Origin of the sequence: Mesorhizobium sp. M0037, assembly GCF_040323635.1 — a bacterium.
GTDB lineage: Bacteria > Pseudomonadota > Alphaproteobacteria > Rhizobiales > Rhizobiaceae > Mesorhizobium.
Genome location: NZ_JAMYVB010000013.1, coordinates 106669 through 127010, shown reverse-complemented (window position 1 = coordinate 127010; position 20342 = coordinate 106669). Strand labels below are relative to the sequence as shown.

Genomic DNA, 20342 nt, shown 5'->3' with positions numbered 1-20342 from the left:
CTACAGCCGGTTTTGGATGAGCATCCTTGTGTCGGCGATCCTGTCCTCGTCGCGGCGGTAGAACGTCCATTGCTTGATGCGCTTGGGCCGCAGCAGACCGGCCTGGGTAAGCACGCGCATATGTTCGGAGAGCGTCGCCTGCGTAATGCCGAGCTTCTCCGCGATCAGCAGCGCGCAAACGCCGTCCTCGACCAGATCGCCGTCTGCCTGGGCCGGGAAATGCGCCTGCGGATCCTTCAGCCAGTCGAGGATCTGCAGCCTGCGTTCATTGGCGATCGCCTTGAAGATTTCAACCTCTTGCATTTAGCCATTTTGCCAAGTTACTAATTGCTGTCAATCCCAAGGAGATGGTCATGACGAACGGCAACACCGTCACGCGCGAACGCATCGCCGCGATGGAACCGCGCATCCGCCCCTATATCAGGCACACGCCGGTGCTGCGCGTCGACATGGCCGATTTCGACCGGCCGCCGCTGGCGGTCGACCTCAAGCTCGAATGCCTGCAGCATTCCGGCTCGTTCAAGGCGCGCGGCGCCTTCACCAATCTGCTCGAACGGCCGGTGCCTGCGGCCGGCGTCGTCGCCGCATCGGGCGGCAACCATGGCGCCGCGGTCGCCTATGCCGCCATGCGGCTTGGCCACAAGGCGACGATCTTCGTTCCCGAAGTCAGCCCGGCGGCCAAGCTGCAGCGCATCCGCGGCTACGGCGCCGAACTGATCGTCGGCGGCGCCCGCTATGCCGAGGCGCTGGCCGCCAGCGAGGCTTGTGCTGAAAAGACCGGCGCGCTGCAGATCCATGCCTTCAACCAGGAGGAAACATTGGTCGGCCAAGGCACGCTCGGCCTCGAAATCGAAAACGATCTGCCCGACATCGACACGCTGCTGGTCGCTGTCGGCGGCGGCGGCCTGATCGGCGGCATCGCCGCCTGGTTTGCCGGCGGCATCAGGATCATCGCCATCGAGCCCGAAGGCGCGCCGACGCTGCATCACGCCTTCGAAGCCGGCCACCCCGTCGATGCGCCCGCCGAAGGCGTTGCCGCCGATTCGCTGGCGCCCAAACGCGTCGGCGAGATGATGTTCCCGATCGCCGAGGCTTTTGTCGAGCGCTCCATTCTGGTCACCGACGACGCCATCATTGCCGCGCAGAAGGCGCTGTGGGAGCGGGTGCGGATCATCGCCGAGCCGGGCGGCGCAGCGGCCTTCGCAGCGCTGCTGTCCGGCCGCTACACGCCGGCGCCGGGCGAGCGGATCGCCGTCCTTGTCTGCGGCTCGAATACCGATCCGGCGAAATTCTAAACCTTGCTTCGACTGAAGTGGGACGCAAACCCGTCAAAGCTTTTCAAGTTTTCCGGAACCGCCTCGCCTTTGCCGTGTTTGCTGGTAAACTTCTGCTTGTTGAGTCCGGGCCATCCCGCCCGGGCAGGAAGGGCCGATGACGGAACGCCCCATTTCCAGTGGCGATCGCAGCCTGGCCGGGCGGCTTGCCCTGAGCCGGCTGGCGACACGGGTCTCGATGACGGTCGAGCGCGGCTGGCCGCTGCTTCTGCCGCTGCTCATCATCGCCAGCCTGTTTCTCAGCCTCTCCTGGCTCGGCCTTTTCCCCCGGCTGCCTGACATTGCGCGCGTTATCCTGGTCACGGCGTTCGGTATTGCCACGCTGGCGGCGCTCTATCCGCTGCGTTTCTTCAAGCTTCCATCCGCCGCTGAAATCGACCGCCGTATCGAGGCCGCCAACCAGCTGCAGCACAGCCCGGTGCTGGTGCAGACCGACCGTCCCAGCGGCAAGGAAAGCATCTTTTCCCAGGCGTTGTGGCGCGAACACCAAAAGCGCATGGCCGACAAGCTCGGCAGCCTTGGCGCCGACCTGCCGCGTACGCGCGTGCCGGAGCGCGATCCGTGGGCATTGCGTGCCGTGGCGGCGCTGCTGTTGGTCACCGCTTTTGCCTTCTCCTTCGGACCGTCCGGCGGCAGGCTGTCCGATGGTTTCAGTGCCCATGCGGCGCGCGACATCGTACCGCCGCGCATCGATGCCTGGGTGACCCCGCCGGCCTATACCGGCAAGCCGCCCATCTTCTTGACCGCGCCAGTCATCGATGGCAACGCCAAGCAGGCGGTTGCCACCTTCACCGTGCCGCAAGGCAGCGACGTCTCGCTGCGCGTGACCGGCGGCTCCGGCGAGGAAACGCTAAGCTTTGCCGACAAGGGCGGCAATGCTCGCGCCATCGACCCGTCGGGACCACAGGTGGCGGCCGTCAAGGCAGCGGCGGTCAACCCCGCGACCCCCAAGCTGCGCCAGTTCACCGGCAAGCTGACCGCCGACGGCACGCTGACGCTGAAGTCGGGCGAAGCCGATCTCGGTCGCTGGGCCTTCGCGGTGATCCCCGACAAGCCGCCGACGATCCGCTTCGTCGGCGAGCCCAAGCGCGCCGTCAACGGCGCCTTCGAGCTCAACTACCAGATCGACGACGACTATGGCGCGGCCACCGCCAAGGCGGTTTTCGCGCTGGCCGATCCGGCGGCGCCCGATGCGCATCCGCTCTACGGTCCGCCTGACCTGCCGCTGGCGCTGCCGCGCCGCGGCGGCAAGGCGAACGCCGCCAAGACCACCAAGGACCTCACCGAGCATGTCTGGGCCGGCGCCAGCATCAAGCTGTCGCTTGTGGCCACCGACGATGCCGGACACACCGCGACCAGCGAAACCAAGACTATTGTGATGCCGGAGCGGCCCTTCGCCAACCCGCTGGCGCGGGCGGTGGTCGAGCAGCGCCGCCTGCTGGCGCTCGACGCCAATGCCAAGCCGCGCGTGCTCGACCTGATGGACGCCATCACGCTGCGGCCCGAGGACACGTTCGACAACATGTCGCATTACCTCGCCATCATGAGCGCCCGCAGCCGGCTGAAGATGTCGGACAGCGACGATCAGTTGCGCAACGAGGTTGCCTATCTCTGGGAAATCGCGCTCGGCATCGAGGAAGGCAATCTCTCGTCCGCCGAAAAGCGGCTCCGCCAGGCCCAGCAGGCGCTGCAGGACGCCATCAAGCGCGGCGCCAGCGACGAAGAGATCGAAAAGGCGATGAAGGAACTGCGCGAGGCGATGAACGAATTCCTGCAGGAATTCGCCGAGCGCGCCAAGCAGAACCCGAACGCGCCGCAGATGCAGCAGAATGGTCGCGAGCTGCGTCAGAGTGATATCGACCGCATGATGGACCAGATCGAGAACCTGGCGAAGTCGGGCGACCGCGACAAGGCGCAGGAGCTGCTGTCGCAGCTGGAAAACATGATGAACAACCTGCAGGCCGGCCGTCAGCAGCAGGGCGGCGAGCAGGACAGCGAGATGCGCCAGCAGATGGACAAGCTGGGCGAGATCATGCGCCGCCAGCAGGAGATGATGAACGACACCTACCGCATGGACCAGATGCAGCGCGGAGATAATCAGCAGCCCGGCGAAGGCAATGGCGACGACCCGGACCAGCCGGGCGTCGGCAAGGATCGCGATCCTCTCGCCCGGCCGAAGTCGATGACACCGCAGGAATTCGCCGATGCGATGAAGCAGCTGCAGGAAGGCCAGGGCCAGTTGCAGAGCGAACTCGACAAGCTGAAGAAGGGCCTGGAAGGCATGGGCATGCAACCCAATGAGGGGTTTGGCGACGCTGGCAAATCCATGGGCAATGCCGAAAAGTCGCTTGGCGAAGGCGAAGGCGACCAGGCAGTCGGCCACCAGGGTCGCGCGCTGGAAGCGCTGCGCAAGGGCGCCAAGGAGATGATGAAGCAGCTGCAGGCGATGCAGGGCGACCAGGGCGGCAGCCAGGAAGGCGGCCGCCAACAGGACGCCGGCCGCGATCCGCTGGGCCGACCACGCGCCAGCCGCGGACCCGATTTCGGCGATTCGGTGAAGGTGCCCGACGAGATCGACGTGCAGCGCGCCCGCCAGATTCTCGAGGCGATTCGCAAGCGGCTCGGCAACGCGCTCAGCCCCGACATCGAGCGCAGCTACCTCGAGCGGCTGCTGGAGCTGAAGTAGCCTCCAAGGCAACATCCGTCGAACTGAATGGTATCAGCGCCATGCCGAAACTCGGTGCCGTCACGCCCATCCTGCGCATCTTCGACATCGCCAAGGCACGCGAATTCTATGTCGACTTTCTCGGCTTCAAGGTCGAGTTCGAGCACCGCTTCGACGACAATGCGCCGCTCTATATGGGTGTAATCCGCGACGGCTGTGTCCTGCATCTGAGCGAACATCATGGCGACGGCGCGCCGGGTATAGCCATGCGCATCAAGGTCGAGGACATCGCGGCATTGCACCGCGAACTGATCGGCAAGAGATACCGCTACGCCCGGCCGGGCCTCGAAACCACGTCGTGGCAGACCCGTGAAGTGTCGGTCGGCGACCCCTTCGGCAATCGCCTGCATTTCTACGAGGATGCAACAGACTAAGCCGGCCGGTTGACGAACGCCTCGCGGATCGCCTCCTGCATGCCGTCGATAGCCTCGCCTGAGGCATTTGGGCTGCGGTGCATCACCACATTCGAGGAATCGATATGACCGAACCCGTCAGCGGCGGTGAGTTCACGACAGCCATCCGGAATATTGCTGTGCGAGATCGGCGCGATCGCCAGGCCAGAGGTGACGGCGAGCTTCAGGCCGCCGGTGGTGTCGCTGGTATAGGCGACACGGTAGGCCAGCCCACGCTGCTCCAGCGATTTGATGGCGAAGTCCTTGCACCAGCCGGCCCGGTTGTAGAGCGCGATCGGCACCGGCCGCTCCTCATGCATGTGATGCAGGCTCGATGTCACCCACACGGTCGGATCGTGCATCAGCACCTCGCCGCCGGAAGGATCCTGCCATTCGAACACCACGGCGAGGTCGAGTTCACCGGCCGCCAACGCTGCCAGCTGGGCGCCCGAATGTGCATAGCGCACGGTGACCTCGACCTTGGTGTGACGCTTCGAGAAGGCGCCGAGCGCGCGCGACAGGATGGCGTGACCATATTCCTCGGGAATGCCGATGCGCACAGGCCCGCCAAGCGGTGCCGCCGCCATCGATGCCGCCGTCTCGTCGAGCAGAGAGACGATGCGGCGGGCATTGACGATCAGCTCGCCGCCACGGCGCGTCAGCGCCACGCCGCGCGAGCCGCGTTCGAACAGGCTGTCGCCGACCAGCTCCTCGAGCTTCTTCATCTGCATCGACACCGCCGACTGGGTGCGCCCGGCCTGCTCCGCCGCCCGGGTGAAATTGCCCGCTTCGGCAATGGCAACGAAGGTGCGCAGGAGATCGCTGTCGAGGGGTGGCCGCATCGAATCCGTCATAAGCAAATTTGATCGCTGGTATCATTCCAATTCGTTTGCAACATGTCAAACGCCGCAGCATAGTCCGCTCGCCCATTGGATATGCCGCCGCGAAATCGGCTGCGGACCAATCAAAGAGTCCTCACTCATACCCGCTGCCCGAAACGGTGGCGGGTTCTTTTTACCCCATGGCCGGGCGGCTGCGGGCAGTTATGGCAAGGGCCGGCAGAACAACATGCGCAACCGGATCGTTCTCGGCATCATCAGCCTGTGCCTTGGCGTGCTGGTGTTCTCGCTCCAGGACCCGCTGGTCAAGGCGGTGTCGGCCGGCTATCCCGTGACCGAGGTGATGTGGATCCGCTCGATCGTCGCTTTGCCGATCCTGATCTTTCTCGTTCGCGCCGACGTCGGCCTGCGGGCCATCGCCTCGAAGCGGTTCGGCCTGCTGACGATACGCGCCTTCATCCAGTTCTCCTCCTATACGGTCTACTATCTGGCGATCGCTGCCTTGCCGCTCGCCGACGCGGTGGCGCTCTATTTCATGGCGCCCCTGTTCATCATGGCGATAGCCGGGCCCTATCTCGGCGAGCGGGTATCCTGGCAGGCTCTCGCCACCGTGCTGATCGGCATGCTGGGCGTGGTCGTGATGCTGCGCCCGGGCGCCGGCCTGTTCGACTGGGCGGCGCTGCTTTCGTTGGGCTCGGCTTTGCTCTACGGCTTTTCACAGCTGATGGCGCGCAAGATCGGCGACACCGAATCCTCCACCGTCATGGCCTTCTACCAGAACGGCGCCTATCTGGTCGGCGCCGCTGCGGTTGCCGGCACATTCTGGCTTGCCGGCATAACCCATGCTGTCCACCCCAGCCTCGAATTCCTGGTGCGGCCGTGGGTCTGGCCGACGACCCCGGATTTCCTCAAGATGGCGGCCTGCGGCTTCGTCGCTTCGGCCGGCATGATTCTGCTGTCGCAGGCCTACAGGCTGGCGCCCGCCAACCGCGTCGCCACCTTCGAATACACCGGCATCATCTGGTCGCCACTGTGGGGCTTCCTGTTCTTCGACGAGGTGCCGCGCTCGACCACTGCCATCGGTGCGGCGCTGATCATCGGCGCCGGTCTGCTGGCGCTCAACACCGAACGGCGCCGGAGCGCTGCGCCTGTCCTCGCCGCGTCTCAGGATGTCGCCTGAAGCGTGTCAGGCGAAGCAGGCGAGCGCCTGGTCGACCCGCGAGCGGATTTCGGCCAGCGTGAAAGGCTTTTGCACGACGTCGATAATGACGCCGTTCAATTCCTCGGCGCGCTCGCGCTGGTCGGCATAGCCGGTCATCAGCAGGATCTTCATGTCAGGGAAAAGCCTGGCTGCGGCGATCGCCATCTCGATGCCGTCCATTTCCGGCATGCGGATATCGGAGACGACGAGGTCGTAACCGCCGCCTGCAGCACTGACCATCGCCAGCCCCTGCGCGCCGTCGGCGGCGATATCGATCGAGTGCCCGGCGCGTTCGAGCGCGCGGGCGGCGAGGGTGCGGACGGACTCATCGTCCTCGACGATCAGAAGCTTTGCCATGGGCCGGAATTTGGCGGGCAAAAGTTGACTTTTTCTGAAAATTTGAAGCGTCGGGGGCCTTTTCTCAGGCATCGCCTTTGACGACACCGACAAACGGCAGTTCGCGAAAAGCGTGAGCGACGTCCATGCCGTAGCCGACGACGAAGTAATCGGGACAGTCGAAGCCGACATAGTCGGCGTTCAGCTCGGTCTGGCGGCGCATGCGCTTGTCCAACAGCACCGCGATGGCGCAGCTTTTGGCGCCGCGCGACAGCATCAGGTTGCGGGTGAAGGAGAGCGTCTTGCCCGACTCCAGGATATCGTCGATCAGCAGCACGTCGCGCCCGGCGACCTCATTGTCGATGTCGCGCAGCACCCTCACCTCGCCGCTGGTGGTGCCGGCGCCATAGCTGGAAATGAAGATGAACTCGACCTCGGGCGACAGCCCGACATCGTGCATGGCGCGGATCAAATCGGCGGCGAAGATGAACGAGCCCTTCAGCACCGAAATCACCAGCAGGTCGTGATAGTCGTGCTCGGCGATCTCCTTGGCGAGTTCGAGATTGCGCCGCGCGATCGCGGACGCCGAAAACAGGACCTCGATGTCCTTGCCGCGCACAACTGGCATCAACAACCTTTCCAGAGAACCGACTAGCCGGCGAAGGTGACCGCCACGGCCTTGACGCCGTTTCTAGGCACATCGAGGCGGCTGGAAAAGCCGAATCTTTCGCCGGGCGCCAGAGAACGGTTGGATGTCCCCAGAGTATAACGGGTGATGCGGCTGTCATTGCCGGTGACACGTATCTCCAGCGGCGGCAATTGTCCCGCCTTCAAACCGTCATTGACGGCCTCGCCATCCACGAACAGCACCGGGGCGGGTCCTGAGGCGTCGACACGCGACGTGACGCCGGCAATGCTGAGTACGGCGCCCTCCGGCTGTTCGACTGACCAGAACGGCGTCTGGCGCACCAGCGCATGGCCACCCGAGACCCAGAAGGCGGCAAGCGCCGCACCGATGCCGGCAATCCAGAAGATCGGCCCGCCACGCGATGCCGGCCGCCCGGCTGACGCATCTGATTTGCGCAGCATCTCCATGCCTTCCATCGACGGGGTCGCGATGTCGCGCGCCGGCGTCGGCATGGCTTCTATCAGTGGGATCAGCTGCGGCAGCACCTCATAATCCGCGTCGACGATGTCGGTCGCCACAGGACGCGATTCCGGTGCGACACTTGTCCCGGTCATGATTTCGCCGGAAACCGGGCGCGCGGTTCGTTGCTCAGCCATCATGGCCCCGCTGTTGCCTCTTCGTTTCTTTTGCGTAAATGGAAATGGTTAACGCTTCCCCACCGGAACCCTTGTGACGCACTCAAAAACAGCGAAAATTAACCGACGGTTAACCATGGCGGCCGATGGTCGTTGGACAGAAAGGGCTGGCACGCCGCCGCCCTCAGGTCGTCGCACGTGATCCGCTTCGAAAATGTCGGCCTTCGCTATGGCATGGGTCCGGAAATCCTCCGCGACATCTCCCTGCACATTCCGGAGAGCTCCTTCCAGTTCCTGAGCGGGCCCTCGGGCGCCGGCAAGACGACGCTGCTGCGCCTTCTGTTCATGTCGCTGAAGCCGACACGCGGGCTGATCACCATCTTCGGCAAGGACCGCTCGCGCATCTCGCGCGCTGAACTGCCGCATCTCAGGCGCCGCATCGGCGTGGTGTTCCAGGATTTCCGCCTGCTCGACCACATGACCACCTATGAGAATGTCGCTCTGCCGCTGCGCGTGCGCGGCCGCGAGGAAGCGAGCTACCGCACCGACGTCACCGAACTTTTGAAATGGGTCGGCCTGGGCGAGCGCATGCATGTGCTGCCGCCGGTCCTTTCGGGCGGCGAAAAGCAGCGCGCGGCAATCGCTCGGGCCTTGATCGAACAGCCCGAAATCCTGCTTGCCGACGAGCCGACCGGCAATGTCGACCCGCCGCTGGCGCGCCGGTTGCTCAGGCTGTTCATTGAGCTCAACCGGCTCGGCACCGCGGTGGTGATCGCCACTCACGATCTCGGCCTGATGGAGCAGGTCGACGCGCGCCGCATGATCCTGGCCGGCGGAAGGCTGGATATTTATGACTGAGCTATCGGCCGAACAGCTGCATGAAGACGCCGCCGAGCCCGCAACGACGACGCAGCGCGTCCAGCGCCGCATGGCGCCGATCGTGCCGGCGCAGAATATTGCCGGCCGCGCCTTGGTGCTGGTCATCGCCATCATGACCTTCCTGTCCTGCCTGACTTTCGGCGCCGTCACGCTGGTGCGCGACACTGCCTCGGTCTGGGAAAACCAGATCTCGCGCGAGGCCACGATTCAGATCAAGCCGGTCGACGGCCTCGACATGGAGGCAGCCCTTGCCCAGGCCTCGCAGATCGTCGGCGAATTCCCCGGCGTGAAGGAAACCCGGATCATCGATCGCGACGCCACCGCGCGCCTTTTGGAGCCATGGCTGGGCTCGGGCCTGAATATCGACGAATTGCCGGTGCCGCGCCTGATCATCGTCACCATCGACGAGACCAGCCCGCCCGACTTCAGCGCCATCCGTGCGGCGCTCACGCCCAAGCTGCCGAGTGCTTCGCTCGACGATCATCGTACATGGGTCGACCGGCTGGTCGCCATGGCCCGCACCACGGTCACCATCGGCATCGCCGTGCTGGTCCTGATGCTGTCGGCGACGGTGCTGACCGTAGTGTTTGCGACGCGCGGCGCTATGGCGGGTAACGGCCATATCATCGAAGTGCTGCATTTCGTCGGCGCCGAGGCGCGCTTCATCGCGCGCGAATTCCGCTGGCATTTCCTGGTCACCGGCATGAAGGGCGCGGCCGCCGGCGGCGCAGCCGCGATCCTGGTTTTCATCGTCTTTTCCTGGTGGTCGTCGCGCAACATGGCAACGCCGCAGGCCGACCAGGCCACCGCTTTGTTCGGCAATTTCGCCATCGGATCGGCAGGCTATCTCGGCGTCGGCCTGATGGTGCTGGTGATCGGCGGACTGACGGCGGCGACCTCGCACGCCACCGTCGTCGCCTATCTCAGCGACATCGATGTCCGCCAGCCGGATGCGGGGTGAACTGTGAGGGCAGAAGCGAAAACAGTTCGGGGGCAAGGACAGGAATGGAAGGGACGATCACGGATCGAAAACCGACGTAACGCAATGTGCGCTTTTTTCCTTACCAAAAAGGCATTTCAGGATTAACCATAGGATGATGAACGCGCGGGAGTCGACCGGAACGGCTGGACAGATGCCAGTGGTGCGTTCGCGTATGCGCACCGGGCTGGGCCGTTTGCGCACCGCCCTGCGTCTCGCCTCCCTCTGTCTACTGCTGCTGGTGGCCCTGTTTGCCGGTGGCTTCGGCTGGTTCGCCAGCAAGGTCAGCCACATGACGACCCCGACCAACCCGGCCAAGGCCGATGCGATCATCGTCTTGACCGGCGGTCAGGCCCGCCTCGACGCAGCACTCGATCTGCTTGCCTCCGGCAAGGGCGAGCGGCTGCTGATCTCAGGCGTGCATCCCTCTGCCAGCCGCCGCCAATTGCAGGCTGCTACCGGCGGCGACAAGGCGCTGTTTTCCTGCTGTGTCGACATCGACCGCGCCGCGCTCGACACGATCGGCAATGCCGAGGAAAGCGCTAAATGGGTGGAGAGCCACGCCTATGGCAGCGTCATCCTCGTCACCAACAATTACCACATGCCGCGCAGCCTGCTCGAGATGGGCCGCCTGCTGCATGGCGCCAGGCTTGAACCCTATCCGGTGGTCAACACCAATCTGGACAATGGCGACTGGCTGACCAAGCCGGAAGCGCTACGCGTGCTTCTGACCGAATACAGCAAATACCTGCTGGCGCTTGCGCGCGGCGTCGTCCCGGTCCGCCAGACTGCCGACAGCGTCGCACTGGCCGAGGTTTCGACCGCCAAGGACTAAAGCAATTCCAGGAAAAGTGTGTAGCGGTTTTCCCGGGAAAAGCACGTACGCTTTCCCTTGGGAATTGCGTCCAAACAGACGACTCTGACGGCGCTCGATTACCCCTTGGCCGTGCCGTCTTCCGCGCCACGCAACCGCGCAATCTCCTGTTCGAGGCTTTCAATCCGCTTGTCGCGTTCGGCGAGTGCGGCCGCGACATCGGCGGCCTCGAATCGCTGCGGAATGTGTTGCGGGCAATTGGCATCCCAGGCCGAGACGGTGAACAGGATGACCTGCTCGGGGCGCGCCTTGTAGTCCTGCGGCATCAGCCTTGCCAGAAGCTCGGCATCGTCCTCGACGACGCGCGCCGTGCCCCAGATCTTGACGCGCCGGCGATGCGCATAGTCGATCAGGAACAGGAATGCCTGGTTGTTGTCGGCGAGATTCCCCTGCGTGATGAACTGCCTGTTCCCGGAGAAATCGGCAAAGCCGATGGTCTTCTCGTCCAGCACCTTGAGGAAGCCGGCTGGCCCGCCTCGATGCTGGATGTAGGGCTGACCCTCGCCATTTGCCGTCGACAGGAAGACGCTGGTCTGCGCCGCGATGAAGTCGGCGAGGTCGGGCGTCATATGGGCGCGCCATCCGCCGCGCTCCTCGGCGCTGGCATAGCCCTTGCGCGAACCTTTGCGGGTCTGGATCGCCTTGACCGTCGGCGTGAAGGCGACATCGCTGGTGAAAGTATGAGCATTCAGGGAAGCCTCCGCGAGGCCGAAACACGGCCATTGTACGCGAAGAGGTAGATCCTTCCATGTTTTGGATGTAGATGGCATAGTTGCAAGCTATCCTTCCAATTTCCGGAAGAAAGTATGGATCGTCTCGAAGCCATGTCGCTGTTCGTCGCCGCGGTGGAAGCGGGCAGCCTTTCCGCTGCCGGCCGCCATTTCGGCATTCCACTGGCAACGGTCAGCCGCAAGGTTTCCGACCTCGAAAAGCACCTTCAGGCGCGCCTGCTGAACCGTTCGACCCGTCAGCTCACGCTGACCGATGCCGGCCAGGCCTATCTCGCCGCCTGCCGCCGCATCCTCGGCGAGGTCGGCGAAGCCGAACGCACCGCTGCCGGCGAATACAGCACGCCGACCGGCGACCTGTTCATCACCGCGCCGGTCGTCTTTGGTCGCCTGCACGTGCTGCCTGTCGTCACCGAATTCCTGGCGGCTTATCCTCAAGTCAACATTCGCCTGACGCTGGCTGACCGGATAACCCAACTGGCGGAGGAACATCTCGACCTTGCCATCCGCATCGGCGAGCTTGCGCCTTCGAGCCTCATTGCCATCCGCGTCGGCGCGATCCGTCGCGTCGTGTGCGCCAGCCCCGCCTATATCGCCGCGCATGGCATGCCGCGGACGCCGGACGATCTGGCCGCGCATGAATGCATCAGTTTCGAAGGGCCTGCAGCGCTCGCCAGCTGGAGCTTTGCCGGCGACAAGGGCGAACTGATCGTGCCGATCCACTCACGGCTGCGCGTCAACACGGCGGAAGCTGCAATCGATGCCGCGATTGCAGGCGCCGGGATGACGCGGGTGCTCTCCTACCAGATCGCGGACGCAGTACGTTCCGGCGTGCTCGTCCCGGTCTTGCGACCCTTCGAGCCGCAGCCGTGGCCGGTGAGCCTCGTCCATGCCAGCCAAGGCCTGCTGGCGGTGAAACTAAGGGCGTTCCTCGATTTCGCCGCTCCGCCGCTGAAGCAGCGGCTATTGCAGGCGACGTGGTGAGTTGAGACTGGCCTGAGTCAGTGGCGAGCCGGCCTATGTCAGGCCATTGCGGCGTTTCCTTTTTGCCCGCGCTTGGTGTAACCAACGCACACCTCCTCAACGGGCCCTTCCCCGCATGCTCTATATCCGCTCGCTGGCGTTCAACTTCGTCTTCTATGTCAATCTGATCGTCCAGATGGTCCTCTGGACCCCTTACTACTTCCTCTCGCCACGCCATCGCGCCTGGTTCGTGCCGAAATTCTGGTCGCGCACCAGCCTGTGGCTCTACGACAAGATCGCCGGCACCAGGAGCGACATCACCGGCGTCGAGAACCTGCCGGAGGGCTCTTTCATCCTGGCGCCGAAACACCAGTCGTTTTGGGACGCGATCGCTTTCTTTCCCTTCCTCCACGATCCGCTTTATATCCTGAAGCGAGAGCTGACCTGGATCCCCTTCTTCGGCTGGTACATCCTGAAGATGCGGATGATCCCGGTTCACCGCGGCAGCCGCTCCAAGGCGTTGAAGCAGGTCGTTGCATCGACAAAGCAGGAGATGGGGCGCGATCCGCGCCAGCTGATTATCTACCCCGAAGGCACGCGCCGAGCGCCAGGCGACGAGCCGGCTTACAAATACGGCATTGTCGAGCTCTATACGCAGCTTGGCGTCCCGGTGGTACCGGTCGCCCATGTCGCCGGCCTCTATTGGCCTCGCCGCAAATTCTTGCGCTTTCCCGGCACCATCAAGGCCCGCTTCCTGCCGCCGATTCCGCCCGGGCTCGGCAAGGACGAATTCATGGACCGGCTGATCGGCGATACGGAAGCCGCCTGCGACCAGCTGCTGATCGAGGCATCGCAGGCTCCTAACCCGCCGCAAATGCCGCCGACGGCGGTCAAGCGGCTGGCCGAACTCGCCGCGGCCGCCAAAGCAATTCCAGGAAAAGTGTGAGCGGTTTTTTCCGTCATGAATCGCGCCAAAACAAAAAAGACCAAAGCTTGATCTCTTCTGCGGGCCGGCTCAAGGCCACGCCGCCAGCGCCGTGGTCAGCACCAGCGTCGCCGCGAAGGCCAGATTGATGATCCGCGACGTCAGCGGCTGGCGCAGGGTGCGGGCGAAGGCCGCGCCGGCCAGCAGCCACAGCACATGGATGGCTACGATCATCAGGGTGAGAACCGCCAGCCTGGCCGGGATGCCGAGAGCATCGGCGCCGGCTGCGGTCGCGGAGCCAGCAAGGACCGCAGCAATCGCCACATAGGCTTTCGGGTTGGCAACGGCGAGCAGGAAGCCGCCGAGGAAGGTCGGCAGAACCGCGCTGCTGTCACGCGCGGCCAGCGGCGGCGCTGTCGCTATTCTGTAGGCGAGGTAGAGAATATAGGCGGCGGAAGCGACCGCCAGCACTGGCGCTACGCCCGGCATCGAGGTGAGGATAGCCTTGATGCCGGTGGCCACGACCAGCAGCACCGCGACCGTGCCTAAAATGATCCCCGATGTGTAGTGAAGCGAATTGCGCAGGCCGAAGGCGGCCCCTATCGCCGTGACGCTGATCGTCGCCGGGCCAGGACTGCCCATGACAACGGTTGCCGCCAGCACCAGCGCCAGCAATTGCTGCCAGGGCTGCGCCTGCGAAAGAATGTCTGCGGCCATGCTGCCTCTTCTCCACAATAATGGAGAACAGTGTGGCAAGGCGGACAGCCGTCGTCTTGAACGATCGTGCCGAACCTGCGCGGCTAGGCGCTGGCCTTGTCCAGCGCCACGAGATCCTCCGCGCTGAGCTTCAGCGATGCGGCGCGCACCAGGCTGTCGACCTGGTCCAGCGTCGTGGCGCTGGCGATCGGCGCAGTGATGCCGGGCTGCGCCATCACCCAGGCGAGTGCTACTTCCGCCTGCTTGGCCGAATGGCGCGCCGCCACAGTGTCGAGTGCGGCCAGAATGCGCATGCCGCGCGCATTGAGATAAGCCTTCACGCCGCCGCCGCGTTCACTTTTGCCGAGATCGGCCTCGCTACGGTATTTGCCGCTCAAAAACCCCTTGGCGAGACTGAAATAGGTGATGACGCCGATATCCTCGGCCACGCACACATCATGCAGCGGCCCGTCGAAGGATGAGCGGTCGTAGAGATTGTATTCCGGCTGCAGCACGCTGTAGCGCGGCAGCCCGCGCAGGCTGGCAACATCGAGCGCGGCGCGCAGCTGGCCGGCGTCAAGATTCGAGGCGCCGATATGGCGGACCTTGCCGGCAGCGAGCAGCTTCTGGTAGGCGCCGAGCGTCTCCTCATAAGGGGTTGTCGGGTCCGGCCAATGCGAGAGATAAAGGTCGATCACGTCGGTCTGCAGTCGCTTGAGCGACGCCTCGACTGCCCTTTCGATATGGGCAGCGGACAGATCCTTCTTGCCTTGTCCCATATCCGAGCCGACTTTGGTGATGACGATGATCTTGTCACGGTTGCCGCGGCTTTTCATCCATTTGCCGATGATGGTCTCGGACTCGCCGCCCGCGTGGCCGGGCACCCAGCGCGAATAGGCATCGGCCGTATCGATAGCGTTGAGGCCGGCGCCGCCGAACCGGTCGAGCAGGTCGAAGGAGGTCTTCTCGTCCGCGGTCCAGCCGAAGACATTGCCGCCCAGGACCAGCGGCGCGATGGAAAGGTCGGTTTGACCGAGACGGCGTTTTTGCAAGACGGGGCTCCGTGGGCTGGCGGCGGGCGACCCGAATGCTTCGGGCCGCAGCTAAGCTAGGTCTCGCCGCGCCGAGGTCAAAGGCCTCAGCCAATTTTTCCAGCGGGCCAGCGCTTCACAAAGGCGCGAGCGCTTCGCCTGCAGGCTCGCCGTGGTCTACTGGCTCACGAGGCGATCCGCTTCGCCACCTCTTCCAGCCAGTGGTCGCTGATACCCAGCGCCGCGAGATGCTGCAGCGTGTTGAGCACATAGTCCTCGTTGTTTCCGGACTGGCCGACGGCGCCACGGATAACACCTGCCGCATGCGCGGGGTCGAGCCCGCCGGCATACTGCTCATGCTGGCGGTCGACGATATAGGCGACCGCTTTCACTCTCTCTCCCGCGGCCGCCCCATTCCCGTCGAGGCTGATATCGAGCACACGCTCGAGGTAGACGCTGGTCACCAATTCGCGCTCGCGCAGATAGGTCAGCACCTCATCGCGCAGCTCGCCGGGCACGCGAAAGGCCAGCCCGATGCAGGAGCCGCCACGGTCGAGGCCTAGCACCAGGCCCGGCCGCTGGCGCGTGCCGCGATGCACGAAGGAATAGACGCACAGCGACCGGCGGTAGCCGTAAAGCCGCGCGCGCCGTGTCTCGACATGGGCGAATCCCGGTCGCCAGATCAGCGAGCCGTAGCCAAAAACCCAAAAATCGCCCATATCGCCAAGCCTGATTGCACGAGAGTGACGCCGCCGCATCGGAATCGGTGCTCTTCTGTTCTTTTTGCTTGTTGCGTAAGCCACAGTCCACCCGCAACACGCCCGCGTTAATGAAAGCCGCAGCATGACGTCAAGTGACGAGCGTCCGTCGAAGTTTCGCCGCCGGCTGATGTGGCTCGCTGCCTTGGTCGTTATGTTGTTCGGCGTCTACAGCGCGGTCTGGTTCTATGTCGCCGGTCGCGTCAGCAGCGAAGCCGACAAGGCGGTGGCCTCGCTCAAGGACAAAGGCATCGAGGCCGGCTGCGCCAACCTCACCGTCAGCGGCTACCCCCTGAGTTTTGCCATCTCCTGTGACAATCTGGCTTACGAGGACGACGCCAGGAACGTTGCCGCCTCGGCAGGCAGCTTCAACTTCGTTGCAGAGCTCATCCGGCCTTTGTCGCCTGCCGCCGAGTTGCGTGGGCCGCTGCGCACCTCGGTGCCGGGGATGGCGCCGCTATGGATCGACTGGGACAATCTGCAGGCCAATGCCAAGCTCTCCTGGCCCCTGCCCCGGAGCATTTCGCTGCAGGCGGAGAGCTTGTCCGGCCAGACGGATCCGGCCGACGACACTGATCCGGTTTCACTGTTCAGCGCCGGAACCGCGGCGGGCGAGTTGCGGCCCGACGGCCAGGACATCGGCTACGTCGGCAGCTTCACCGATCTTGAGATCGACGCCGACGCGATCGGCGGGCGCGTGCTGCCGCCGCTCGACGGCAGCGGCGACGCGACGCTGAAGAACGGCGTCGCGCTGATGAAGACGCAGGCCAGGAGCCTGCGCGGCCAGGCGGCCGACATCCACAAGCTCGATCTGTCGTCGGGAACCGCGCGCATCACCGTCTCCGGCCCGGTGTCGGTCGACGCCAACGGCCTGGTCAATGCCGACCTGACGATCAAGCTGCAGGATCCCAAAGCCGTGGCGGCAATCCTCGCCACCGCAATCCCCGAGCAGAAGAGCCAGATCGAGCAAGGCTTTTCCGGTCTGGCGCTGCTCGGCAACGAACCGTCGATGCCGCTCAAGGTGGTGAAGGGCAAGGTCTCGCTCGGCTTCATTCCGCTGGGCAAGATCAAGCCGCTCGATTAGAGCAATTCCAAGAAAAGTGTGAGCGGTTTTCCGTCCGGAATTCCGTTAAAACAAAGAGATAGAGCATGATCGCAAAGAGCGGGAACGGCTTTTGGGGAGAGATCATGCTCGAGCAAGCCGACGCATGAACCGACCGGTGAAACTGCTGAGCGTTGGCGCGCTGACGCTGGATACCATCCTGCGCGTCGAAACCCTGCCCACGCATCAGGGCAAGTTCATCGCCTCGGACGGCATCCAGATCGCCTCGGGCATGGCGACAAGTGCTGCCTGCGCCGCCCGCCGTCTCGGCGCCGAGGTGTTCCTGTGGGCAAGTGCAGGTGACGATGCCGTCGGCGACCAATTGCTGGCCGGCATCGAGGCCGAGGGCGTCGATTGCGGCTTTGTCCGCCGCGTCGAAGGCGCCCGCTCGGCGCTGGCCGCGATCCTGGTCGACGCTCATGGCGAGCGCATCATCGTGCCCTTCTACGACCCAAAGGCGCAGGCCGACCCCGAGGCGGTGCCTGTCGCCGATCTTTCCGGCTTCGATGCCGTGCTGGTCGATGTGCGCTGGCCGGGCGCCGCCGCTCTTGCCTTGACCGCCGCGCGCGACGCCGGTTGCCCGGCAATCCTCGACGCCGACACGGCGCCGCTGGAGGTGCTGGAGCATCTGTTGCCGCTGGCGTCGCACATCGTCGCTTCGGAGACGGCTGCACGCATTGTCTGCGGCCACGCGCTGGATCCCGAAACCGCCTGCGCCGACCTCGCCAGCCGCACAGACGCCTTCGTGGCGGTGACCGGCGGCGCCTCGGGAAGCTGGTGGCATGACCGGTCCGCCGGATGCGTGCGCCACATCGCGGCGCCGAAGGTCAAGGCGGTCGACACGCTGGCCGCCGGCGACGTTTTCCACGGCGCCTTTGCCGTTGGACTTGCTGAGGCCATGTCGGTCGAGCACGCGTTGCGCTTTGCCAGCGCGGCGGCCGCGCTCAAATGCCAGCGCTTCGGCGGCCGGCTGGGCGCGCCGGACCGGGCCGAGACAATGGCCATGGTCGCGGCGACCTGGCCCGTCTGAAACAGATTTAACTTTTCACCGGGTGCTCGACCGCCTGCCGGCCGAAATCCGGCACGTCGATATCCTGGCCGGCCTCGATGATCGAACGGCGAACGGCCCGGGTGCGGGTGAACAGGTCGAACAGCTTGTCGCCGTCGCCCCAGCGGATCGCCCGCTGCAGCGAGGCGAGGTCCTCCGAAAAGCGCGCCAGCATTTCCAGGATGGCATCCTTGTTGTGCAGGCACACGTCGCGCCACATGGTCGGGTCGGAGGCGGCCAGACGGGTGAAGTCGCGGAAACCGGAAGCCGAATATTTGATCACTTCCGACTTGGTCACCGATTCCAGATCGTCGGCCGTGCCGACGATGTTGTAGGCAATGATGTGCGGAAGATGCGAAACGATGGCCAGCGTCATGTCATGATGCTGCGGGTCCATCGAGTCGATGTTGGAGCCGCAGCGCCGCCAGAATTCCGACAGCTTTTCCAGCGCGGCCGGATCGGTTCCCGGCAGCGGCGTGAAGATGCACCAGCGGTTTTCGAACAGGTCGGCGAAACCCGCATCCGGGCCCGATTTCTCCGTACCTGCCAGCGGGTGCCCCGGAATAAAGTGCACGCCGTCCGGTACATAGGGCTGCATTTGCGCAATGACGGAGGCCTTGGTCGAACCGACATCGGTGAGGATGGCGCCCTTTTTCAGCCCCGGCGCGATCTCTTGCGCCACCTCGCCCGACGATCCCACAGGCACCGAGACGATGATCAGGTCGGCGTCGCGGACCGCTTCCCTGGCGCCGGTGGTGTAGCTCTCGCCAAGACCGAGCTCCTTCGCCCGCGCCAGCGTGGCCGGGCTGCGCGTCGCGATGGCGACATGGCGGGCCAGGCCCTCGCGGCGGATAACGCGGGCCAGCGACGAGCCGATCAGGCCGATGCCGACCAGCGCGATCTTTTCAAACATCGGTGATGTCATTGTTTCAGCTTTTCAGGAACGTCGTGAGGGCGTCGATAACGCCGCGATTGGCTTCTTCGGTGCCGACGCTCATGCGCAGCGCATTGGGAAAGCCATAGCCGGTAACGCGCCGCAATATATAGCCGCGCTGGGTGAGGTAGTCGTCCGCCGCCTCAGCCGAATGCTTCTTGTCGTCGGGAAAGTGGATGAGGACGAAATTGCCGACGCTGGGCGTCACCCTGAGCCCAAGCTTCGTCAGCTCTTCATTCAGCCAGGTAAGCCAGGTCTCGTTGTGCAACGAACTGCGCTCGACATGGGCGCGGTCGCGGATGGCGGCAATGCCGGCCTCGATCGCTGTTGCGTTAACGTTGAAAGGGCCGCGGATACGGTTGATGGCATCGACGATGTGCAGTGGGCCATACATCCAGCCGATGCGCGCGCCGCCAAGGCCGAGCTTGGAGAAGGTGCGGGTCATGACCACATTCTGTGCGCTGCCCGCCAGCTCGATGCCGGCCTCGTAGTCATTGCGCCTGACATATTCGGCATAGGCCGCGTCGAGCACCAGAAGCACGTTGCCCGGGAGCGTGGAATGCAGGCGGCGGACCTCCTGGAACGGCAGATAGGTGCCGGTCGGATTGTTGGGATTGGCGAGGAAGATGATTTTGGTCCGCGGCGTCACCGCGGCCAGGATCGCGTCGACGTCGGCGCGCTCCTCGGTTTCCTTCACAGCAACCGGCTTGGCCCCCGCCGACTGAATGTAGATCTTGTAGACCATGAAGGCATGTTCGGTAAAAATCGCCTCATCGCCTGGCGCCAGATAGGTCTGCGCCAGCAGGCCCAAAATCTCGTCGGAACCGTTGGAGCAGATGATGTTTGCCGGGTTGAGGCCATGCACCTCGGCGATCGCCTCGCGCAGCCGGCGGGCGGTGCCGTCGGGATAGACATCGAGCTTGCCAGCCACTTCGCGCGCGGCCTCGATCGCCTTCGGCGACGGGCCGAGCGGGTTCTCGTTCGACGACAATTTATGGACCTTGGCGACGCCGGCCGGTGCCGTGCTCTTGCCCGGCACATAGGCGTCGATGTCCATAATGCCCGCGCGGGGCGTCGGCCGTGCCTTGTCCGCTGTCTTGTCCATGTCGCAAATCCATCGAGAATGCCTCCGTCCGGAGGCCGCAGCGGAAATACAAGCCGTAGCCGCGAATGTCGAGAGGCGGGCAATAGCTGGCCGTTGACGCCGGGCCGCACGAGTTCTAGAAGAACGCAACAGTTCCGTGGTGATTTGGCCGGTCGGCTTGCAGCCACGTTAAACAACTCGCTAAAGGGCCGTTTGCGTGACGTAACCGGCTTTGCGATCGCACTGCCGGT

22 protein-coding genes and 1 riboswitch are annotated in these 20342 nt (G+C 64.4%); of the genes, 11 read left to right on the top strand and 11 right to left on the bottom strand.

Annotation, left to right across the window (positions count from 1 at the left end; translation table 11 throughout):
- Entirely contained in the window at positions 1 to 303 is a 303-nt protein-coding gene (locus NKJ78_RS20215; protein WP_023673323.1) for an ArsR/SmtB family transcription factor, read from the bottom strand.
- Between the two features lie 50 nt (positions 304 to 353).
- Here NKJ78_RS20215 and NKJ78_RS20210 point away from each other — a divergent pair, with 50 nt between their 5' ends.
- From NKJ78_RS20210 to NKJ78_RS20200, 3 genes are all read left to right on the top strand, one after another.
- Positions 354 to 1295: a threonine/serine dehydratase gene (locus NKJ78_RS20210; protein ID WP_352459749.1), complete on the top strand. Its 942-nt coding sequence runs from the start codon at positions 354 to 356 to the stop codon at positions 1293 to 1295.
- Between the two features lie 136 nt (positions 1296 to 1431).
- Entirely contained in the window at positions 1432 to 4020 is a 2589-nt protein-coding gene (locus NKJ78_RS20205) for a TIGR02302 family protein (RefSeq protein ID WP_023686705.1), read from the top strand.
- 41 nt (positions 4021 to 4061) lie between these two features.
- On the top strand, positions 4062 to 4433 hold the full coding sequence (locus tag NKJ78_RS20200) for a glyoxalase superfamily protein (protein ID WP_023685340.1): 372 nt from the start codon (positions 4062 to 4064) through the stop codon (positions 4431 to 4433).
- Here NKJ78_RS20200 and NKJ78_RS20195 read toward each other — a convergent pair.
- A complete protein-coding gene (locus NKJ78_RS20195; RefSeq protein WP_023698713.1) occupies positions 4430 to 5293 on the bottom strand; it encodes a LysR family transcriptional regulator in 864 nt (287 codons plus the stop codon). The two genes, NKJ78_RS20200 and NKJ78_RS20195, sit on opposite strands and share 4 nt — an antisense overlap.
- Positions 5294 to 5519: 226 nt before the next feature.
- Between NKJ78_RS20195 and NKJ78_RS20190 the strand changes: the two genes are divergently transcribed.
- Positions 5520 to 6470 carry a DMT family transporter gene (locus NKJ78_RS20190; RefSeq protein ID WP_352459748.1) on the top strand — a complete coding sequence of 317 codons (951 nt, stop codon included), beginning with the start codon at positions 5520 to 5522 and terminating at the stop codon, positions 6468 to 6470.
- A 6-nt stretch (positions 6471 to 6476) separates the two neighbouring features.
- Here NKJ78_RS20190 and NKJ78_RS20185 read toward each other — a convergent pair whose 3' ends face one another.
- The 3 genes from NKJ78_RS20185 to NKJ78_RS20175 form a co-directional block, all read right to left on the bottom strand.
- Positions 6477 to 6848: a response regulator gene (locus tag NKJ78_RS20185; protein WP_023694030.1), complete on the bottom strand. Its 372-nt coding sequence runs from the start codon at positions 6846 to 6848 to the stop codon at positions 6477 to 6479.
- A gap of 64 nt (positions 6849 to 6912) precedes the next feature.
- The gene (hpt, locus tag NKJ78_RS20180) at positions 6913 to 7455 is read right to left on the bottom strand and encodes a hypoxanthine phosphoribosyltransferase (protein WP_023673315.1); all 543 of its coding nucleotides are present in this window, start codon (positions 7453 to 7455) and stop codon (positions 6913 to 6915) included.
- A gap of 23 nt (positions 7456 to 7478) precedes the next feature.
- A complete protein-coding gene (locus tag NKJ78_RS20175) occupies positions 7479 to 8114 on the bottom strand; it encodes a hypothetical protein (protein WP_023685343.1) in 636 nt (211 codons plus the stop codon).
- Between the two features lie 174 nt (positions 8115 to 8288).
- Here NKJ78_RS20175 and ftsE point away from each other — a divergent pair, with 174 nt between their 5' ends.
- The 3 genes from ftsE (at position 8289) to NKJ78_RS20160 (ending at position 10783) form a co-directional block, all read left to right on the top strand.
- Complete coding sequence (ftsE, locus tag NKJ78_RS20170; RefSeq protein ID WP_023685344.1) at positions 8289 to 8948, top strand: cell division ATP-binding protein FtsE; 660 nt, start codon at positions 8289 to 8291, stop codon at positions 8946 to 8948.
- A complete protein-coding gene (locus NKJ78_RS20165; protein WP_023673312.1) occupies positions 8941 to 9930 on the top strand; it encodes a cell division protein FtsX in 990 nt (329 codons plus the stop codon). Before ftsE ends, NKJ78_RS20165 begins: the two co-directional genes overlap by 8 nt.
- A 133-nt stretch (positions 9931 to 10063) precedes the next feature.
- The gene (locus NKJ78_RS20160) at positions 10064 to 10783 is read left to right on the top strand and encodes a YdcF family protein (protein WP_023748503.1); all 720 of its coding nucleotides are present in this window, start codon (positions 10064 to 10066) and stop codon (positions 10781 to 10783) included.
- A gap of 98 nt (positions 10784 to 10881) precedes the next feature.
- On the opposite strand, the gene NKJ78_RS20155 is transcribed toward NKJ78_RS20160, so the two are convergent.
- On the bottom strand, positions 10882 to 11514 hold the full coding sequence (locus tag NKJ78_RS20155) for a pyridoxamine 5'-phosphate oxidase family protein (protein WP_352459747.1): 633 nt from the start codon (positions 11512 to 11514) through the stop codon (positions 10882 to 10884).
- Positions 11515 to 11628: 114 nt separating this feature from the next.
- Between NKJ78_RS20155 and NKJ78_RS20150 the strand changes: the two genes are divergently transcribed.
- The gene (locus NKJ78_RS20150) at positions 11629 to 12534 is read left to right on the top strand and encodes a LysR family transcriptional regulator (RefSeq protein WP_352459746.1); all 906 of its coding nucleotides are present in this window, start codon (positions 11629 to 11631) and stop codon (positions 12532 to 12534) included.
- A 115-nt stretch (positions 12535 to 12649) separates the two neighbouring features.
- The gene (locus tag NKJ78_RS20145) at positions 12650 to 13459 is read left to right on the top strand and encodes a lysophospholipid acyltransferase family protein (protein ID WP_352459745.1); all 810 of its coding nucleotides are present in this window, start codon (positions 12650 to 12652) and stop codon (positions 13457 to 13459) included.
- A gap of 69 nt (positions 13460 to 13528) precedes the next feature.
- Here NKJ78_RS20145 and NKJ78_RS20140 read toward each other — a convergent pair whose 3' ends face one another.
- The 3 genes from NKJ78_RS20140 to NKJ78_RS20130 form a co-directional block, all read right to left on the bottom strand.
- The gene (locus tag NKJ78_RS20140; RefSeq protein ID WP_023704324.1) at positions 13529 to 14155 is read right to left on the bottom strand and encodes a LysE family translocator; all 627 of its coding nucleotides are present in this window, start codon (positions 14153 to 14155) and stop codon (positions 13529 to 13531) included.
- An 83-nt stretch (positions 14156 to 14238) separates the two neighbouring features.
- The gene (locus NKJ78_RS20135; RefSeq protein WP_023685347.1) at positions 14239 to 15186 is read right to left on the bottom strand and encodes an aldo/keto reductase; all 948 of its coding nucleotides are present in this window, start codon (positions 15184 to 15186) and stop codon (positions 14239 to 14241) included.
- Between the two features lie 164 nt (positions 15187 to 15350).
- Positions 15351 to 15884, bottom strand: coding sequence for a gamma-glutamylcyclotransferase (locus NKJ78_RS20130; protein ID WP_023673305.1), 534 nt, complete (start codon positions 15882 to 15884; stop codon positions 15351 to 15353).
- A gap of 124 nt (positions 15885 to 16008) precedes the next feature.
- On the opposite strand from NKJ78_RS20130, the gene NKJ78_RS20125 reads away from it, so the two are divergent.
- Positions 16009 to 17007, top strand: a complete 999-nt coding sequence (locus NKJ78_RS20125) for a DUF2125 domain-containing protein (RefSeq protein ID WP_352459744.1) — start codon at positions 16009 to 16011, stop codon at positions 17005 to 17007.
- Between the two features lie 124 nt (positions 17008 to 17131).
- A complete protein-coding gene (locus NKJ78_RS20120) occupies positions 17132 to 18055 on the top strand; it encodes a sugar kinase (protein WP_023685349.1) in 924 nt (307 codons plus the stop codon).
- 7 nt (positions 18056 to 18062) lie between these two features.
- On the opposite strand, the gene NKJ78_RS20115 is transcribed toward NKJ78_RS20120, so the two are convergent.
- Together NKJ78_RS20115 and hisC are read right to left on the bottom strand one after the other, a co-directional pair.
- Positions 18063 to 18998 carry a prephenate/arogenate dehydrogenase family protein gene (locus NKJ78_RS20115; protein WP_023685350.1) on the bottom strand — a complete coding sequence of 312 codons (936 nt, stop codon included), beginning with the start codon at positions 18996 to 18998 and terminating at the stop codon, positions 18063 to 18065.
- A 4-nt stretch (positions 18999 to 19002) separates the two neighbouring features.
- Positions 19003 to 20112 carry a histidinol-phosphate transaminase gene (gene hisC / locus NKJ78_RS20110; protein WP_023726966.1) on the bottom strand — a complete coding sequence of 370 codons (1110 nt, stop codon included), beginning with the start codon at positions 20110 to 20112 and terminating at the stop codon, positions 19003 to 19005.
- 126 nt (positions 20113 to 20238) lie between these two features.
- Positions 20239 to 20316, top strand: a riboswitch (SAM riboswitch).
- Positions 20317 to 20342: the final 26 nt, after the last annotated feature.

Bases quoted from the DNA above. Each gene is read 5' to 3' on its own strand.
- NKJ78_RS20210 (WP_352459749.1), top strand. From the start codon at position 354: ATGACGAACGGCAACACCGTCACGCGCGAACGCATCGCCGCGATGGAA.
- NKJ78_RS20145 (WP_352459745.1), top strand. From the start codon at position 12,650: ATGCTCTATATCCGCTCGCTGGCGTTCAACTTCGTCTTCTATGTCAAT.
- NKJ78_RS20160 (WP_023748503.1), top strand. From the start codon at position 10,064: ATGATGAACGCGCGGGAGTCGACCGGAACGGCTGGACAGATGCCAGTG.
- NKJ78_RS20175 (WP_023685343.1), bottom strand. From the start codon at position 8,114: ATGATGGCTGAGCAACGAACCGCGCGCCCGGTTTCCGGCGAAATCATG.
- hpt (WP_023673315.1), bottom strand. From the start codon at position 7,455: ATGCCAGTTGTGCGCGGCAAGGACATCGAGGTCCTGTTTTCGGCGTCC.
- NKJ78_RS20125 (WP_352459744.1), top strand. From the start codon at position 16,009: ATGACGTCAAGTGACGAGCGTCCGTCGAAGTTTCGCCGCCGGCTGATG.
- NKJ78_RS20115 (WP_023685350.1), bottom strand. From the start codon at position 18,998: ATGACATCACCGATGTTTGAAAAGATCGCGCTGGTCGGCATCGGCCTG.
- NKJ78_RS20130 (WP_023673305.1), bottom strand. From the start codon at position 15,884: ATGGGCGATTTTTGGGTTTTTGGCTACGGCTCGCTGATCTGGCGACCG.
- NKJ78_RS20185 (WP_023694030.1), bottom strand. From the start codon at position 6,848: ATGGCAAAGCTTCTGATCGTCGAGGACGATGAGTCCGTCCGCACCCTC.
- NKJ78_RS20190 (WP_352459748.1), top strand. From the start codon at position 5,520: ATGCGCAACCGGATCGTTCTCGGCATCATCAGCCTGTGCCTTGGCGTG.
- NKJ78_RS20140 (WP_023704324.1), bottom strand. From the start codon at position 14,155: ATGGCCGCAGACATTCTTTCGCAGGCGCAGCCCTGGCAGCAATTGCTG.
- NKJ78_RS20150 (WP_352459746.1), top strand. From the start codon at position 11,629: ATGGATCGTCTCGAAGCCATGTCGCTGTTCGTCGCCGCGGTGGAAGCG.
- NKJ78_RS20200 (WP_023685340.1), top strand. From the start codon at position 4,062: ATGCCGAAACTCGGTGCCGTCACGCCCATCCTGCGCATCTTCGACATC.
- hisC (WP_023726966.1), bottom strand. From the start codon at position 20,112: ATGGACAAGACAGCGGACAAGGCACGGCCGACGCCCCGCGCGGGCATT.
- NKJ78_RS20205 (WP_023686705.1), top strand. From the start codon at position 1,432: ATGACGGAACGCCCCATTTCCAGTGGCGATCGCAGCCTGGCCGGGCGG.
- NKJ78_RS20165 (WP_023673312.1), top strand. From the start codon at position 8,941: ATGACTGAGCTATCGGCCGAACAGCTGCATGAAGACGCCGCCGAGCCC.
- NKJ78_RS20215 (WP_023673323.1), bottom strand. From the start codon at position 303: ATGCAAGAGGTTGAAATCTTCAAGGCGATCGCCAATGAACGCAGGCTG.
- NKJ78_RS20195 (WP_023698713.1), bottom strand. From the start codon at position 5,293: ATGCGGCCACCCCTCGACAGCGATCTCCTGCGCACCTTCGTTGCCATT.
- NKJ78_RS20120 (WP_023685349.1), top strand. From the start codon at position 17,132: ATGAACCGACCGGTGAAACTGCTGAGCGTTGGCGCGCTGACGCTGGAT.